The sequence below is a fragment of the Nonomuraea sp. NPDC049486 genome (assembly GCF_040676925.1).
In the GTDB taxonomy this organism is placed as follows: domain Bacteria; phylum Actinomycetota; class Actinomycetes; order Streptosporangiales; family Streptosporangiaceae; genus Nonomuraea; species Nonomuraea ferruginea.
Map to the genome: position 1 here is coordinate 183,567 of NZ_JBFAPV010000015.1, position 14,573 is coordinate 198,139.

The 14,573-nt window shown below is 70.8% G+C and carries 10 protein-coding genes; 6 read left to right on the top strand and 4 right to left on the bottom strand.

Going from position 1 to position 14,573, the window contains the following annotated elements; genetic code table 11:
• Positions 1-30 precede the first annotated feature (30 nt).
• Complete coding sequence (locus AB0K05_RS35280; RefSeq protein WP_364235044.1) at positions 31-2,847, bottom strand: BTAD domain-containing putative transcriptional regulator; 2,817 nt, start codon at positions 2,845-2,847, stop codon at positions 31-33.
• A gap of 180 nt (positions 2,848-3,027) precedes the next feature.
• Here AB0K05_RS35280 and AB0K05_RS35285 point away from each other — a divergent pair, with 180 nt between their 5' ends.
• The 4 genes from AB0K05_RS35285 to AB0K05_RS35300 all read left to right on the top strand — a co-directional run bounded on the left by AB0K05_RS35285 (position 3,028) and on the right by AB0K05_RS35300 (position 6,669).
• Positions 3,028-3,330, top strand: coding sequence for a hypothetical protein (locus AB0K05_RS35285; protein ID WP_148032998.1), 303 nt, complete (start codon positions 3,028-3,030; stop codon positions 3,328-3,330).
• 334 nt (positions 3,331-3,664) lie between these two features.
• Positions 3,665-5,044 carry an MFS transporter gene (locus tag AB0K05_RS35290; protein WP_364235047.1) on the top strand — a complete coding sequence of 460 codons (1,380 nt, stop codon included), beginning with the start codon at positions 3,665-3,667 and terminating at the stop codon, positions 5,042-5,044.
• 66 nt (positions 5,045-5,110) lie between these two features.
• Positions 5,111-6,223, top strand: coding sequence for a C1 family peptidase (locus AB0K05_RS35295; RefSeq protein ID WP_364235049.1), 1,113 nt, complete (start codon positions 5,111-5,113; stop codon positions 6,221-6,223).
• Between the two features lie 8 nt (positions 6,224-6,231).
• A complete protein-coding gene (locus AB0K05_RS35300; RefSeq protein ID WP_364235051.1) occupies positions 6,232-6,669 on the top strand; it encodes a hypothetical protein in 438 nt (145 codons plus the stop codon).
• 155 nt (positions 6,670-6,824) lie between these two features.
• On the opposite strand, the gene AB0K05_RS35305 is transcribed toward AB0K05_RS35300, so the two are convergent.
• Positions 6,825-10,196: a hypothetical protein gene (locus AB0K05_RS35305; RefSeq protein ID WP_364235053.1), complete on the bottom strand. Its 3,372-nt coding sequence runs from the start codon at positions 10,194-10,196 to the stop codon at positions 6,825-6,827.
• Positions 10,197-10,201: 5 nt separating this feature from the next.
• Positions 10,202-10,651, bottom strand: coding sequence for a hypothetical protein (locus tag AB0K05_RS35310; protein WP_364235055.1), 450 nt, complete (start codon positions 10,649-10,651; stop codon positions 10,202-10,204).
• Between the two features lie 168 nt (positions 10,652-10,819).
• Between AB0K05_RS35310 and AB0K05_RS35315 the strand changes: the two genes are divergently transcribed.
• Positions 10,820-11,581, top strand: a complete 762-nt coding sequence (locus AB0K05_RS35315; RefSeq protein WP_364235058.1) for a hypothetical protein — start codon at positions 10,820-10,822, stop codon at positions 11,579-11,581.
• A 120-nt stretch (positions 11,582-11,701) separates the two neighbouring features.
• Here AB0K05_RS35315 and AB0K05_RS35320 read toward each other — a convergent pair whose 3' ends face one another.
• Positions 11,702-13,555: a PHB depolymerase family esterase gene (locus AB0K05_RS35320; protein ID WP_364235060.1), complete on the bottom strand. Its 1,854-nt coding sequence runs from the start codon at positions 13,553-13,555 to the stop codon at positions 11,702-11,704.
• A gap of 247 nt (positions 13,556-13,802) precedes the next feature.
• Between AB0K05_RS35320 and AB0K05_RS35325 the strand changes: the two genes are divergently transcribed.
• Positions 13,803-14,261 (top strand): MarR family transcriptional regulator, encoded by a 459-nt coding sequence (locus AB0K05_RS35325; protein ID WP_261808707.1) that lies wholly within the window; start codon positions 13,803-13,805, stop codon positions 14,259-14,261.
• The last annotated feature ends 312 nt before the right edge of the window (positions 14,262-14,573 follow it).

Sequence of the window (14,573 nt, forward strand, 5' to 3'; positions counted from 1 at the left end):
GCGGTCGACCCGGGCTCGGCGTTCCGCGGCTCAGACGAGCCTGCGGCAACGGCGGCGGTACTCCTCGTTGGCGCGGGCGAGATCGTCCAGATCCTCGTCTACCGTGGCCAGCCACTCGCTGAGCACCGCGCTCTGACGATGGCCGAGGTCGTGATAGATCGCCAGCGCCGCCCGCCAGTGCGCCCGGGCGGCCGGCAGGTCCTCCAGGAGCACGGTGGAGGCCAGCAGGTCGAGTGCCGCCGCCGTGCGCAGCGGGTCGCCGAGCTCCTCGGCGTGGGTCAACTGGGTCTCGGCGTGCCGCCTGGCCGCCTCCCGGTCTCCTCTGCGTAACGCGATCTCGGTGAGGTTGTGCAGGGAGAAGCAGATCTGTTGCACGTCATCGCAAGCGATCGCGTACCCGAGCGCCCGCCGCAGCGCCTCGTCCGCCTCCGGCAGGCTGCCCATCTCGATGAGGGCACAGCCCAGGTTGACGTGTCCCGCCGCGGCGTACTGCGGCACCTGTCCGTACTCGGGTACGGCCAGCGCGATCCGCAGATGCCGCATCCCTTCCTCGGGACGGCCCTGGGTGATGTACAGCCCGCCGAGGTTGGCGTGGGCCGAGCCGACCATGCGGTCACTGCCCGCCGCGGTCGCCAGGTCGATCGCCCGCCGGTAGTGCTCGACGGCCTCGGCGTAGCGCCCGGTCTGCTTGCAGACGATGCCCGACGAGTTGCTCATGTACGTCATGCCCTCCAGGTCGCCGCACCGCGTCGCGGACGCGTGGCCGATCTGCAGTGCCGCCGACCACTCCCGCCAGCGTCGCCGGATGATGAAGTACGCCAGCAGGTCGGAGGTGAGCCGCCAGGCGCGGTGATGGCGGCCGTGCCGGGCGGCGAGCTCGACGACGCCCACGAAGCTCTCGCGCTCCGCGTCGTGCCAGGCCAGGGCCTCGGCCCGATCGGCGAACCGCAGCCGCTCCACCGGCGGGTGTGTCAGCTGACGCTCGCCCGGAGGCCGGCGCGGCTGCAACAGGGGATAGGCGGCGAAGACCGCGTCGGCGTAGAAGTCGACCAGCCGCAGGGCCGCCTCGGCCCGTCCTTCGTCCGGTTCGTCACTGGCCAGCATCCGGATGGCATAGCTGCGCAGCAGATCGTGCATCGTGTACCGGCCCGCCCGATGCTCATCGATCATGTGCGCCGTGGACAGCTCCTCCAGGGGACGCCGTGCCCCGGCGAGGGTGACGCCGAGCAGCGCCGCGGCCGCCTCCGGCGCGAAGTCCTGGCCGGGAGCCAGGCTCAACAGCCGGAACAACCGCCGCGCGACGTCCCCGAGCGCGCGGTAGGACAGCTCGAACGCGGAGTCGACCGGCCCCTTCAGGCCACCCTGGATGTCGAGCACCTCCAGCGCGTCATCGGTCGAGAGGCGCCTGGTGTACTCCACGATCGTCAGACGAGGACGGCAGATGAGCTGCGCCGCGGCCAGCCGCAGGGCCAGCGGCAGATACGCGCACCGCCGCGCCAGCTCGCGGATGGCCCGCTCGTCGTCGGCCGTCGAGCTCGTGACGGCCCCGCGCAGCAGCTCGTCCGCCTCGATCGCCGTGAGCGGATCGAGCCGCAGCAGCCGCGCTCCTTCGTTGGCGATCAGGCCGCGCAACTGGTTACGGCTGGTCACCAGGACGACGCAGCTCGCCGAACCGGGAAGCAGCGGCCGGATCTGTTCGGCGTCGCGGGCGTTGTCCAGCAGGATCAGCACACGTTGCCGGGAGAGCCGCGAGCGCAGCAGCGCCGCCGCCTCGTCCACCTCGTCGGGGACCGCGTCCACTCCGACAGAGCGCAGGAACCTGTGCAGCACCTCAAGGGGTTCCAAGGGATCACGGCCGGGATCGAAGCCGCGCAGGTTCACGTAGAGCTGCCCGTCGGGAAACCGGTCGCGATGTCCGTGCGCCCAGTGCACAGCCAGCGCGCTCTTGCCCACCCCGGCCGTGCCGACCACCAGCACCGCGGGAGGCGGGTCGGCCGCGCACGCCATCGCGGTCAGCGTCTCCAGCTCCCGGGCCCTTCCCGTGAAGCGGTGGACGTCATAGGGGAGCTGGGCGGGCCGCACCCAGGTCGCCGGAGCGAGGCTCAGGGATTGGTCCGCGGTGAGGATGGCCTGCTCAAGCCGGACGAACGCCTCTCCAGGGTCGAGCCCTTCCTCCTCGGCGAGCAGACCGCGCATCCGCCTGGCGGTCTCCAGCGCCTGAGAGCGAAGCCCCGCACGGTACTGCGCCAGCATCAGCCGGCACACCATCGGCTCGCGCAGCGGGTGTGCCTCGACGAGGCCGCTCAGCTTGGGGATCAGCGCGTCGTGATCGCCGAGCGCCAGCCGGGCATCAGCGAGCGACTCCAGAGCGCTCAGCCGCTGCTCATGCAGCCGGTGGCGGGCCGCGTCCGCGTACGCCGCGGTGATGTCCGCCAGCGCCTGCCCTCGCCACAGCGCGGCGGCCGCGTCCAACTCGCGGGCCGCCTCCTCGTGCGCGCCGCGTTCGAGCAGCCTGCGGCCCGCCTTGACGCGGCCGGCGAAGACGTCGGCGTCCAGCGCACCGTACGCCAGCTCCAGGCGGTAGCCGCCGGGGCAGGTGACGATGACGTCGTCCAGCCCGCGCTCACGCAGCGCCTTGCGCAGTCCCGAGATCGCCACGTGGACCTGCGTCCGCGCGGACGCAGGCTCCGCGCCGCCCCAGATGGCCTCGATCACCTGATCGGGCGTCACCACCCGGTTGGCGTGCAGCAACAGATACGCCAGGAAAGCCCGGTGCCTGGGCCGGGCGGCGGATACCGGCCCGCTGTCCGTGATGATCTCAACCGGTCCAAGAATGCCGAACAGCACCTGCGGCCCCCCTGATCGCTGATGGCGAGCGTAGGCACACTGCCGAGGTGCCGCAAGCGGGTAATAGCCGCCGACAAGCGGATGGATAGCCCCTCCTGCCTACGCTGTGCCGTAGATCAACGGCGTTCCAGCCGAGTCCTGTCACGGTGATAAGACCCTGTGAGGAGTGCAATGAAAAAGGTGACGAAGACGCTGCAGGTGGCCGCGGTCGGCGCATTGCTGGCGGCGGGCACAGTGGTCGCGTCGGCGGGGGCCGCACACGCGGCTCCCTCCAACTGTTCCGACACGTACACGACGTTCACCTACGAAGTGTTCTGCGGCAAGGGGGACGGGGAGTTCCAGGCCGTGGTCAGGTGCTACAGGATCGGCTCCAGCAACTACACGACCCGGTACGGACAGTGGAGGCGCCCCAACACCGTGAGGTCCGTGGCCAAGTGCACGACCAGCGAAGAGCCGGCGAGCGGCTACTGGCGCTTCCGCTGAGGGCTCGATCGCCATCCCCGATCAAGGCATCGTGGGACCGACGGGACACAGGGTGCGGTGCCGGGGCGGCTGCCAGGTCCGGCAGAGTGATCAATCTGCCGTCGGCTCCGCTAGCATCGGTGACATGTCTGGCGCTTCGTGCGCGGCCGTCTGTGCCGCGGTGACAAGGACGCTCCGCTAGCGGCGGGGCGTTCTTCTCACCATCCGCTGAACGTCCTGTCGCTTCGTGGTCCAACCGGAGCGGCACGTTCGTGCTGCCCGGAACCTCCTCTGGGCAACGGAGCACTCGATGCTTTCAGGCATTCTCCTTTCGCTCCGGGACGGATCGTCCCCGGTGCGTGCGTGGCTGGTGCTGTGCGGCATGGCCACGCTGCAGTTCTTCATCGCGCTTGACATGACCGTGGTCAATGTCGCGCTGCCCTCGATCGGCGCCGACTTCGGCGTCGACGATCACGCGCTGACCTGGGTCGTGGTCGGCTACACCATCACCGGCGGCGGGCTGCTGATGCTCGGCGGCCGGCTGGGCGACGTGCTCGGCAGGCGCCGCATCCTCCTGCTCGGCACGACGCTCTTCGGCGCCGCGTCCGTGCTGGCCGGGCTCGCGCCGTCCTTCGCCCTGCTGGTGACAGCCCGGCTGCTGCAGGGCGCCGGTGAAGCGATCGCGCTTCCGGCGTCGATGGCGGTGGTCGTGCTCATGTTCCCCGAGGGACCGCGCAGGTCGCGGGCGCTGAGCGTGTGGGCGGCCGTCGCGAGCTGTGGCCTCGTCCTCGGGTTCGTGGCCTCGGGGATCATCACCGAGCTGCTCGGCTGGCGGTGGATCTTCCTGGTGTCCGTACCCTTCATCCTGGTCGTGCTCGCCACGGTCGTCCTCCTCGTGCCGGGCGGACGGGCTGCCGAGCGCGCTCCGCTGGACCTCCCCGGTGCGCTCCTGCTGGTCGCGGCTCCGCTGCTGTTCACCTTCGGGGTCGTCGAGGCAGGAGGGGCGGACGGCACGCTGCCGTGGCTGCCGCCGGTGGCGCTGGCCGGCGCGGTGGTGGCCGGGGCGCTGTTCGTCAGGGTCGAGCGCCGCGCACGGAGACCGCTCGTGCCGCCGCGGTTCTTCCGCAACCGGCCGCGCGTCCTCGCCAACCTCGCCACCGCTCTGCTGAGCGCGGCGCTGTCCACCTCGTTCCTGCTGTTCACCTACTACCTGCAGGATCGGCTGGGCGCCGGCCCGCTCCAGGCCGGCCTGACGATGCTGCCCTTGGCGGTGTCCCTGATCGCGGCCTCGCTGCTGATTCCCCGGCTGTTCGGACGGTGGGGCGCCCGCGTCTGCGTCCTGGCCGGGATCGGCTGCACCATGCTGGCCATGGCCGCCATCGCGCTGGTCTCCCGTCTCGGGGCCACCGGTCCGGCGATGATTCCGGCCATGATGCTCGTCGCCGCCGGGATAGGTTTCGGGATCGTCGGACTGCAGTACGTGGCGGTGACCGGCGTGACCGAAGACGACGCCGGCATCGCCTCCGGCGTCCAACGAGCCGCCGACCAGCTGGGCGGTGCTACCGGGGTCACCGTGTACGTCGGCATCGGGTTCGCTCCCGCCTTGGACGGCATCGACCCGTTCCTCACCAGTAGCCTTCTGGCCCTCGCCGGGCTCGCCGCGGCCGGGTTCGTCGCCTGGCGCATCGCCATGCCGCACCCGCACGGCCTTCGGCGGGACTGGGGAAGCCCCTAGGCCGTCCCCCGGGGCGCCAGGGGTCCGGCACGGCGACGCTTGGAGCCACGTGACCTAGGAGGGGACATGCCAGTGAACAGTCCGCTCGACCTGGGCCGGCTCCAGACGGAGCTGGAACAGGCCGAGCAGCCATGGAGCATGGCGTACACGTCCATGACGGGGCTCACCGAAGAGAGCAGGGTCCTGCGCCTCGGGGTTCCGCCGACCCCGGGCGTGAGCGTCGCCGAGCTCGACGACGACCTCGACGAGCGGACCGCGGCGGCCCACGCGGCCGGCGCGGAGTCGGTGGGGGCCCCGGCCGCCTTCGACCTGCGCGACCACGGCGGTGCCGACTACACCACACCGGTCAAGGACCAGGGGGACTGCGGGTCGTGCGTCGCCTTCGCGGTGATCTCGACGATGGAGCACGTCGCCCGCTTCACCAACCGGACGCCGGGCCTCACAGTGGACCTCTCCGAGGCCCACCTGTTCTACTGCCACGGCGGCCAGGATGGAGCGAGTTGCGCGGCGGGCTGGTGGCCGGCGCAGGCCCTGCCCTACTGCCGCGACGCGGGGGTCACGTTCGACGACTACTTCCCCTACGTGGCCGGGGACCAGGACTGCTCCCGGCTGAACGCCGACTGGCCCAACCGCATGGCGAAGGTCGCGCGGTTCCAGGACATCAGCGGCGACGCCGCGGCCATGAAGGAGCACATCGCCGCCTACGGCGCCGTCTCCGCGTGCCTGGACGTCTACCAGGACTTCTTCAGCTACGGCGGCGGCGTCTATCGGCACGTCACCGGCGCGTACGCCGGCGGTCACTGCGTCAGCCTGGTCGGGTACGACGATGCCGCCGGATGCTGGATCGCCAAGAACAGCTGGGGTCGTCACTGGGGCGACCAGGGCTTCTTCAAGATCGCCTACGGCCAGTGCCGTATCGAGACCTACCAGACCTGCTCCGTCTCCGGGGTGACACTGCGCGGCTGGCTGCCCGACCAGCGGATCCTGGGCCTGTGGAGCAACGAGGCCGACGGCAACGTGTGGGCCTACGGCAGCGTCCGCGGCTGGCTCAAGCTCGACGGCGCCGACGCGACCACCGGCGAGGCGATGCTGCTCGAACTGGCGGCCTCCAAGGCGCTCGGCACGCCCGTCGGCCTGTACGAGGACGGCGGAACCGTCCAGCAGATCTACGCGTGGTAGGGGGAGAGATGACGACGAAGGAGTACGACGAGATCACCGTTTCCCGGCCGGTGCTGATCCCGCCGTCCGTCCGGCCGGTGGCCGCCGATGGCCAGGGCTCCGCCAAGCCGGCCGGTGACGAGATGGTCGCCCGGTTCGCGCAGCTACCCGATGGCGAGATGCGGCCGACGCTGACCGTCTCCCCGGAAGCGCCCGAGGAGACCGTCGCGGAGAATGGCGGAGCCGGTGGGTGGATCTCCGGCGCCACCGTCACCGCCACCTGGTCGATCGCCCAGACCCGCAACGCCTGGATCCTGGTGCAGGGCGTCTGGAAGAAGATCTACAACGGCGGCGACGGGGCGTTCACGGCGCTGCTGACGCTGGCCACGCAGGCCAGGCAGACCGGGTCCCCGATCACCTATCGGGAGGAGCCGGACGGCCTGGTCCACGAGATCTACCTGTGGTGACGGCGTTTCCGGAAGCGGCGCGGACTTTCGGCAGGCACGGTGCCGCACCGGCTCGGGTGGGAATCCTGGGAGGGTGCGGCACCGCCCACGTGCGCCCCGGGGAGCTGCCCCGCCTCGAACGCCTCCGACGCGCCTGAATCCCATCGACGCGTGTCTCAGGTCCGGGTACGTGCGCGTATTCCGGCCGCCTGGCTGACCGTGGTGCGTGCCTCTTCTCCGCGGCCCAGGCGGTCGAGGATCTCGGCGAGCGTGTCCAGCATGATCACGAGGTTGGGTTCGTGCGTGGCGGGTTCGTCGCGGGCGAGCCGCTCCAGGATCCCGGTGGCCCGTCGCGCAGGTTCCAGAGCCTCGGCCGGGCTGGACCACTGCAGGTTGGACGCCAGGAGGTGCAGGGTCGCGGCGAGGGTGAGCCGGTCCGAGCCGGGGTCGTCCCGGGCGAGGAGGTCGTAGAGGTGGGCGGCCTCTCCCGCCGCGGCGGCAGCCTCTTCGTGGCGTCCGACACGTCCCAGCCTGTGGGCGTGGCGTTTCAGAGCGAGCGCGAGGTGACCTCGGTGCTCGGCGGAACCGCCGCGGGCCAGCCGGCGGCGGATCTGGACGGCCTCGTCGCCGGCGGCCAGGGACTCCCACGGTTCGTCCTTGATCCACAGTGCTTCGGCCAGCGTCTTGAGCGTGACGGCCAGGCCTTGGTCGCGCTCCTGGGCGTCGCCGTGGGAACGCCGCCGGTAGGCCGCCGCTATCTGGTTCAGCATGGCGACGTTCTCGTCCCGCGACTCGCGCTCGTAGGCGCCGGCGGGCTGCTCGTCCGGCGACTGGCCCACGCTGCCCGTGGTCATCGCCGTCAGCCCTCCGTGAATGGCGTACTCCAGCTCGGCGGCGGTGCCCTCCCGCAGGAGTTCCCGGGCGATCGCGCCGATCACGTCCAGGGTCTCGTCCCATCGCCCCAGCATCGCGAGGACGGTGCCGTGGGCGGCCAGCATGCCGAGGAGATCGGTCGCGTCGTCCCAGTGCCCGAGGAAGTCGATGGCGTCGCGCTGCCCGGCCAGGACGAGGTCCCATCGTTCCAGCCGGCGCAGCAGGAGGTCGAGCGAGAGGAAGGTGTGATAGAGCGCCACCCCGTCGGCGGTGGGGTTGGCCCGCGCCTGGTGGCGGAGCACCCGCGCGGCCGTTTCCAGGCCGGTCTCCACGTCGTCCTCGGTCCCTTGCACCCACACCAGGCCGAGCGCCCCGGCGAACGTGTCCTGCCAGGCGTCGCGGCCGTCCGAATCCTTCCGCCGGTCGAGGCGGCGACGGATCCGTACGGCCTCGTCGAGCACGGCGACGGCCGGTTCGGCGCGGCCCAGCCGCAGCAGCACCGCGGTCTGGAAGGCCAGCATTCCGTAGAGGCTGTCCTCGTGGGCGGGCTCGGCGGGGTTGTCGCGGGCGAGCCGGCGCAGGATCTCCATGGCCTCGTGGGCGAGCGCCGCGGCCTGCTCCGGCTCCGAGGCCACCAGGTTGCCCGCGAGGGCCATCAGCGCCGCCGCGACGTCGTCCGAGTAGTCCTTGCCCAGGTTCTCCTGGTCGCGCGCCAGCCGGCGGACGAGGTCGACGCCCTCGCGCGCGAGGGCCAGCGACTCCTCCGGCGCTCCCAGGTACGGTCCGCAGAGCGCGGCCACACAGATCACGGCGGCCAGGCGTTCCTGGTGTTCGGCGGGATCGTCGCGGGCGAGCCGGCGGAAGATCTCGACGGCCTCGCGGAACGCCGCCAGCGCCTCGTCCGGGCGGGCCATGCCGGGCCGCAGCGCGTCACCGCCGGCGGAGAAGTAGGCCACCGCCGCCAGGTCGTCCGGCTGAGGTATGGCGCCCCCGAGTGCCAGGTCCATGGCGAGGTAGAACGCCGCCGCGGCGAGTTTGGGCTCGAACGTCCGGGGATCGGCGGCGGCCAGCGGCCGGTACAGCCGGGTGGCCTCGGTCAGCGCGGCGGCCGCCTTCTCCTCCTGGTGGGCCTGGTAGAGCCACCGGCCCAGGACGTCGTACAGCTCCGCGCGGGCGGCGGGATCGGTGAGCGTCGGCAGCCGGTGCCCGGCGAGGCGCTCGGTGAGGTCGGCCGCCGCGACGGCGAGGTCGCCGGCCGCGTCGTCCGGGTCCTCGGGGAGGAGACGCTCCAGCGTTTCCAGCGTGGGGATCAGATGGGGCCAGCGTTCGCACGCCGCGGTGAGGAACGTGATCGTCCGCGCGGCGTACGGCGGCAGCGTCCCGTCGCCGGACGGTGAGGCGAGCAGCGTCTCGGGGGCGGTGGCCGCCCACGCCTCCGGCTGGTGCTCGGGCAGGTCGTGGCCGGGCAGGCACAGGGCCAGGAAGTCCTCGGCGAGCCGGTCGGGGTAGAGGGGCTCCAGCACCGTACGGGGATCGGCGGGCGGGTAGCAGAAGGTGTGGTCGGTGAGCACCCGGTCGGTGTCACCGCCGACGCCGACGGCGTCCAGCGCCGCCATGGCGTCCCGGAAGCCCAGGGGACCGGTGAGCACGGCGGTGAACACGGCCCGTCGCATCCGGATCGGGTCGGTGCCGAACGTGGTGCGCGCGCCCGTCAGGGGATCGGCGGTGCCGTGCAGCGTGTGCCAGTGATGGCTCTCGCGCCCCAGCAGGTAGGCGGTCAGTGCCAGCATGCTCTCACCGGGCGCGGGCCGGGGCGTGGCACGGACGTGGCGGTCGACGGCGACCAGCGCGGCCATGTGCACCGCCAGGGTGAGGCCGAACTCCTCACGTTCCAGCCAGTCCGGCACGCCGATCACCGATGCCCGCGTCAGCCCGTAGCAGCGGGCGAAGCAGTCGCGGGCGGCCCTGAACATGTCGCGGCGGGCGTCCCTCGTGCTCGGCAGGGGGCCCAAGGACCGGGCGGCGCAGGCCCCGGGTGGCCAGCCGGCCTGGGTGAGGGCATGGCGCAGGGCGGGCCAGATGTGCTCGTTGCGGGCGAGGAGCAGCACTCGTACCGGTACGTCCTGGTCGAGGATCTTGTTGCTGAACAGCCACGTCAGGTGGGCCAGGGGCCAGCGGTCGGCGTAGTCGACCAGCATGAGGATCCCGCGGGCGGTCCCGAGGCGCAGGTCGTGGCCGGTCTGGTCCTCGGCGTTGACCACCTGGGCCGGCGCGTGCTCGGCGACGATCACCTTCCAGCCGTCGCCGGCCGCCGCCGCGGCGAGGTGGGCGGCGAGGCGGGTCTTGCCCTGGCCGCCGGGGGCGTGCAGCCAGCGGACCGCGTGGCTGTCACCGCTGTCGCGCCACGTGGTCAGCTCCTCGACTTCGCCGTCGCGGCCGGTGAAGTCCACCACGGCGTGGCGGGCGTTGAGGAGCTGGCTCGGCTGGGCCGGGAGCCCGAGAGCGTCCAGCGCGACCCTCAGCTGCGCCCGTCCGCTCGTCTCCTTGAGCAGGTACAGAGGTCTGCCGTCGCCGAAGACGTGCAGATCCGCGCCGATCACCCCGTAGGCGAAGCCGCTCTCGACCCGTACCTCCTGGTGAACGGTACGCCCCAGCTGGCCGAACATGCCGTCCATGCCGGTCACATGGGGCTGTCGGCGCCGCGGTCCGGCTGCGCGGGGGAGGCGTAGTAGTTGATGTCGCCGTCCATCACGGAGAACTGCCGGGAGTTGTCGCGGGCGATGTTGTACTGGTGCTGCACCCGCTGCGCGTCGGGCAGAGCCTCACGTACGCGCGCGACGAGCTCTCGCAGCTCGGCCTCGACCTCGGGGTGCTCCTCCAGCAACTGGGCCAGCGCCATCTCCCAGACCGGCACCAGCTTCTGCCGCGCCTGGCCGGGATCGCCTGCCCGCTCCACCAGGACGACGTTGCCGTCGAGCTGAGCTTCGACGGCCGCCTGACGCTCGGGCCCCTGGCGGCTGAACAGCCGGGCCACACCGCTGCGGGTCGCCTGCCAGGCATCGGTGGCCATGGCTCCCACCAGAGCCGCCCCACCGCTGGCGGCCAACGCCACCAGGGATTCGGTCAGCATCGGCTCCTCCCTTCCTCGCGTATATCCGTTGCACGCCAATCCACCGAAAGTCAGATCAATACTGACGGCGCACGGCGGGACACGCCTCACGAACGACGAAGATTCCGAGATCGTCATAATTCCCCTACCGGCCTTCGTCTGAGGCGATCAAGGTGCCACCCTGGAGCCATGTCGAATGCGGCGAGAGGGCAGAAGCGAGCGCCGGGTACGTGGGTATGGCGGGCGGTGCGGAACACCGCGATCGTGGTGCTGGTGGTCTCGCTTCTGGTCTGGTTCCTTGTCGACCCGTTCCGTCTGCCAGGGGATGTGCTGGAGGGGCTGAATCGACGGGCCAGCGTGATCGGGATGTTCACGGGCGCGGCCGGGCTGGTCGTCTCGATGCTGGGGTTGCGCGCGCAACTGCGAAGCCGGCCCGCCGCCGACGACGCGTCCATCTCGGGGACACCGGAGCCCGCCCACGCCCGTGGCCCGCGACCTCGTACGATCCTGCTGATCGCGGCCGTGCCGGCCGTCGTGGTGACCACCCTGATCGTCCTGGCCGTCGTATCAGAGAGGCCGGTCCGTTACGAGGCCGAGGACGGCACTTACAACAACGCCAGGCGCCTTTACAATATCGACGGCGCGTCGAACAAAGCTTCTATGGGCTATTTGAACCACCCGGACAGCTGGGTCGAAATCAAGGTGTACGCGCCCAGGGCCGACACCTATACGGTGAACGTGCGGTACAGCGCCGCCGATGGCAACGCGCGTCAGTATCTGACGGTGAATGGCTCGTACAAGGTCGTCCTGCATTATCCGGGTAGTCCCACCTGGACGTCCTGGTCGGACGCGCCGGTCAAGCTGAAGCTGGACCACAAATGGAACACGCTGCGATTCCAGCACGACGACGGACCGTTCGCGGCCGAACTGGACTACGTCGAGATCTCCTGATGTGGCCGGTTCGGCGCGTTCCGAGAGGTCGTGCGGTGCTTCCGCCGCCGCCGGCGCGGATCCCTTGATCACGGCCCGGTCCCACCTGACGGGGCCGTGATCAGGGAACCGCGCTGACGGTCAGGCGCAGGTGTAGCCGGACGGCAGGGCGGTGTCGCCGTTGGGCCTGCTCGCTTGGAAGCCGAAGCTGGTGGTGCCGGCTCCCGGCGCGAGCGTGCCGTTGTGGCTGACACTTCTGACCGTGACGGTCTGGCCGCTGGTGGTGACGGTGCCGTTCCACGAGCCGGTCAGGGTGTGCCCGGCCGGCAGGGTGAAGGTGACCGTCCAGCCGGTGATCGTCGAGGTGCTGGTGTTGGTGATGGTCAGCGGCTGGATCACATACCCGTTCCCCCACTGGGACTGCACGGTCGGGGTGGCCGAGCAGGCACCGGTCGTGCCTCCCTGAGTGGTGATCTGGACGGTGTTGGAGACCGGTGAGACGTTGCCGGCGGCATCGCGCGCCCGGACCTGGTAGCGGTAGGGGGTGCCTGCGGTCAGGCCCGTGTCGGTGAACGAGGTCGTGGCCGAGGTGCCGGCCTGGGTGAATGTGCCGCCCGTCGCGCCGGGAGCGCGCAGGATCTCATAGCCGGTCACACCGGTGTCGTCGCTGGAGGCCGTCCAGGTCAGGCTGGTGCCGGTTGCGGTGGTGCCCGAGGCGGTGAGCCCGGCGGGGGCGGTGGGTGGAGTGGTGTCGTCTCCGGTGGAGGTCGTGGTGAAGGTGACCGTCGCGGAGTTGCCCGACAGGTTGCCCGCGCCGTCGCGCGCCCGTACGTACACCTGGTACTGGGTGTTGGCGCTCAGCCCGGTCAGGGTGATCGACGTGGTGGTGGACTGGCCGAGCTGCGGGTCGGTGGCGCCCTGCTCCCGGTAGACGTTGTAGCCGGCCAGGCCGGAGCCGCCCTGGTCGGTGGACGCGGTCCAGGTCAGCGTTGCACTGGTGGCGGTCACGTTGGACGCGACCGGGGTGCCTGGCGTGGTCGGCGGCGTGGTGTCGGTCTGGCTGGTGGTCAAGCCGAAGAACTCGACGGCGTAGCGGGCCATGCCGCTCTGCGGTAGAGCGTGCCCGGCGCCCTGGATGCTGTACGCCTCCACCTGCACGGTGCCGGACGGATCGGCGTACCGGCTGCGGGTCCAGTTCGCCTGAGGGGTGTCGGTGCTGGTCGGGGTCTGGCTCAGCCCGAACACGTTGGTCCACTGCTCGATCGACTCCCGCAGCAGCGAGTAGGGCACGAGGGTGTCGCTGGTGCCGTGCCACAGCTGCATGCGCGGGCGGGGGCCGGAATATCCCGGGTACGCCTGGCGGACCGCGTCACCCCACTGCTGGGGGGTTCGGTCCATGCTCCCGCCGGTGCACCTGCTGCTTCCCGGCGGGTAGTCGGAGGCGCCGGCGAAGCAGTTGAAGGGCACACCCATGAAGGAGGCCCCTGCCTTGAACACGTCCGGGTAGACGGCGAGCATGTGCTGGGTCATCATGCCGCCGGACGAGCTTCCCGTGGCGTAGACCCGGTTCGGGTCTCCCTGGTGGGTCCGCTCGACATAGTCGATCATCGAGAGGATCGAGACCGGGTCGCTGCCGCCGCCGCGCCGCTTGGCCGCGTCCGACCAGGTGTCGAAGCAGTTGCCGAACCCCGCCGACTGGGTGGCGGTCGGGTAGATGACGATAAAGCCATGGCGATCCGCCAGCGAGGCGAACTCGCTGCCCTGGTAGAAGCCGGGACCGGACCCGCCGCAGCCGTGCATCGCCACCACGATCGCCGGCGAGGCCGGGCGCGAGTCCGGCACATAGACGTGCATCCGCATGTTGCCCGGGTTGCTGCCGAAACTGGTCACCTCCACCAGGGCGGCGGCGACGGCCGGCGATCCGAGTACCACGGTCATGACGGCAAAGAGCGCCGCGGCGCAGGCACCAGCCAGCACCGTGGTCAAGCGTCTCATTCGCGCTCCTCCTCTCCATGTCCGCGGCGCGCCGCGGATCGGTCCGCCGCGTAATGACGTCGGTTCGCTGGAAAATAGAAGGGCCACGATCCACCGTCAATGCACGCCCGCTGGGCGTCCCCGCCGGTTCACCTGGCGCAGAGCCGTTTCCCATGGTTATCAAGTAACTTGCTATCAAGGACCTTGATAACGGGGTGAGAAACTTACATCGGGGCCCGTACTGACAGGGGCGCGATATCGTCTCCTGGTGACCGATCCGGGTGTCCCCGCGGACGCGCCGCCGCCCCGTGTGAGCTACCTCGTGTTCCGGCTGGAACGCCGCATCCGCGCCTGCCTGGACGATGCGCTCGCCCGGCACGGCATGACGACCACCGGATACATGGCGCTCAGCGAGCTGCGCCTGCGCGACGCCCCGTCCTCGGCCGACCTGGCCCGCATCGCCTTCGTCACCCCGCAGGCGATGAACCTGGTCATCCGCGATCTCGAACAACGCGGCCTGATCCGCCGCGACCCGCATCCCGACGGCGGCCGCGCTCTGCGCACCCGCCTCACCCCGAAGGGCCTGAGCACCCTCCGGCGATGCGACCGCTCCCTCGACAGCATCGAAGCCGTCATGCTCGCCGAGATCGACGACCCGGACCGCACGACACTCGCGGAAACGCTCACCCTGTGCGCCCGAGCCCTCCACTCGGACACGCGACCCTGACCTCAGTCCTTCGCTCGCAGAAGCCTTCACCTGGGAAGACGGCTCAGAGCTGAAGCCGGATCGGGTCAGTGAGCATTTCACGCTGATCATCGCGGCGGGTGTCCGAGACTGCCGGTCTCTCCACAGTCCCCCAAAGGGGAGGGCCAGTATCGCCCACCACATCGCAGCAGGTCAGGGGCCGGCCTTCTCGCTGTCTGGACCGTGACCTCGGCCGTCACCCACCCGGACGGACCGTCACACTCTGGTGGATGGTTGTTCCGCACAGCAGACTTCTTTATTCGGAAACCAGGGATCCCCAGAGGAGGTGTCCAC

Bases quoted from the DNA above. Each gene is read 5' to 3' on its own strand.
- AB0K05_RS35295 (WP_364235049.1), top strand. From the start codon at position 5,111: ATGCCAGTGAACAGTCCGCTCGACCTGGGCCGGCTCCAGACGGAGCTG.
- AB0K05_RS35300 (WP_364235051.1), top strand. From the start codon at position 6,232: ATGACGACGAAGGAGTACGACGAGATCACCGTTTCCCGGCCGGTGCTG.
- AB0K05_RS35305 (WP_364235053.1), bottom strand. From the start codon at position 10,196: ATGGACGGCATGTTCGGCCAGCTGGGGCGTACCGTTCACCAGGAGGTA.
- AB0K05_RS35310 (WP_364235055.1), bottom strand. From the start codon at position 10,651: ATGCTGACCGAATCCCTGGTGGCGTTGGCCGCCAGCGGTGGGGCGGCT.
- AB0K05_RS35315 (WP_364235058.1), top strand. From the start codon at position 10,820: ATGTCGAATGCGGCGAGAGGGCAGAAGCGAGCGCCGGGTACGTGGGTA.
- AB0K05_RS35320 (WP_364235060.1), bottom strand. From the start codon at position 13,555: ATGAGACGCTTGACCACGGTGCTGGCTGGTGCCTGCGCCGCGGCGCTC.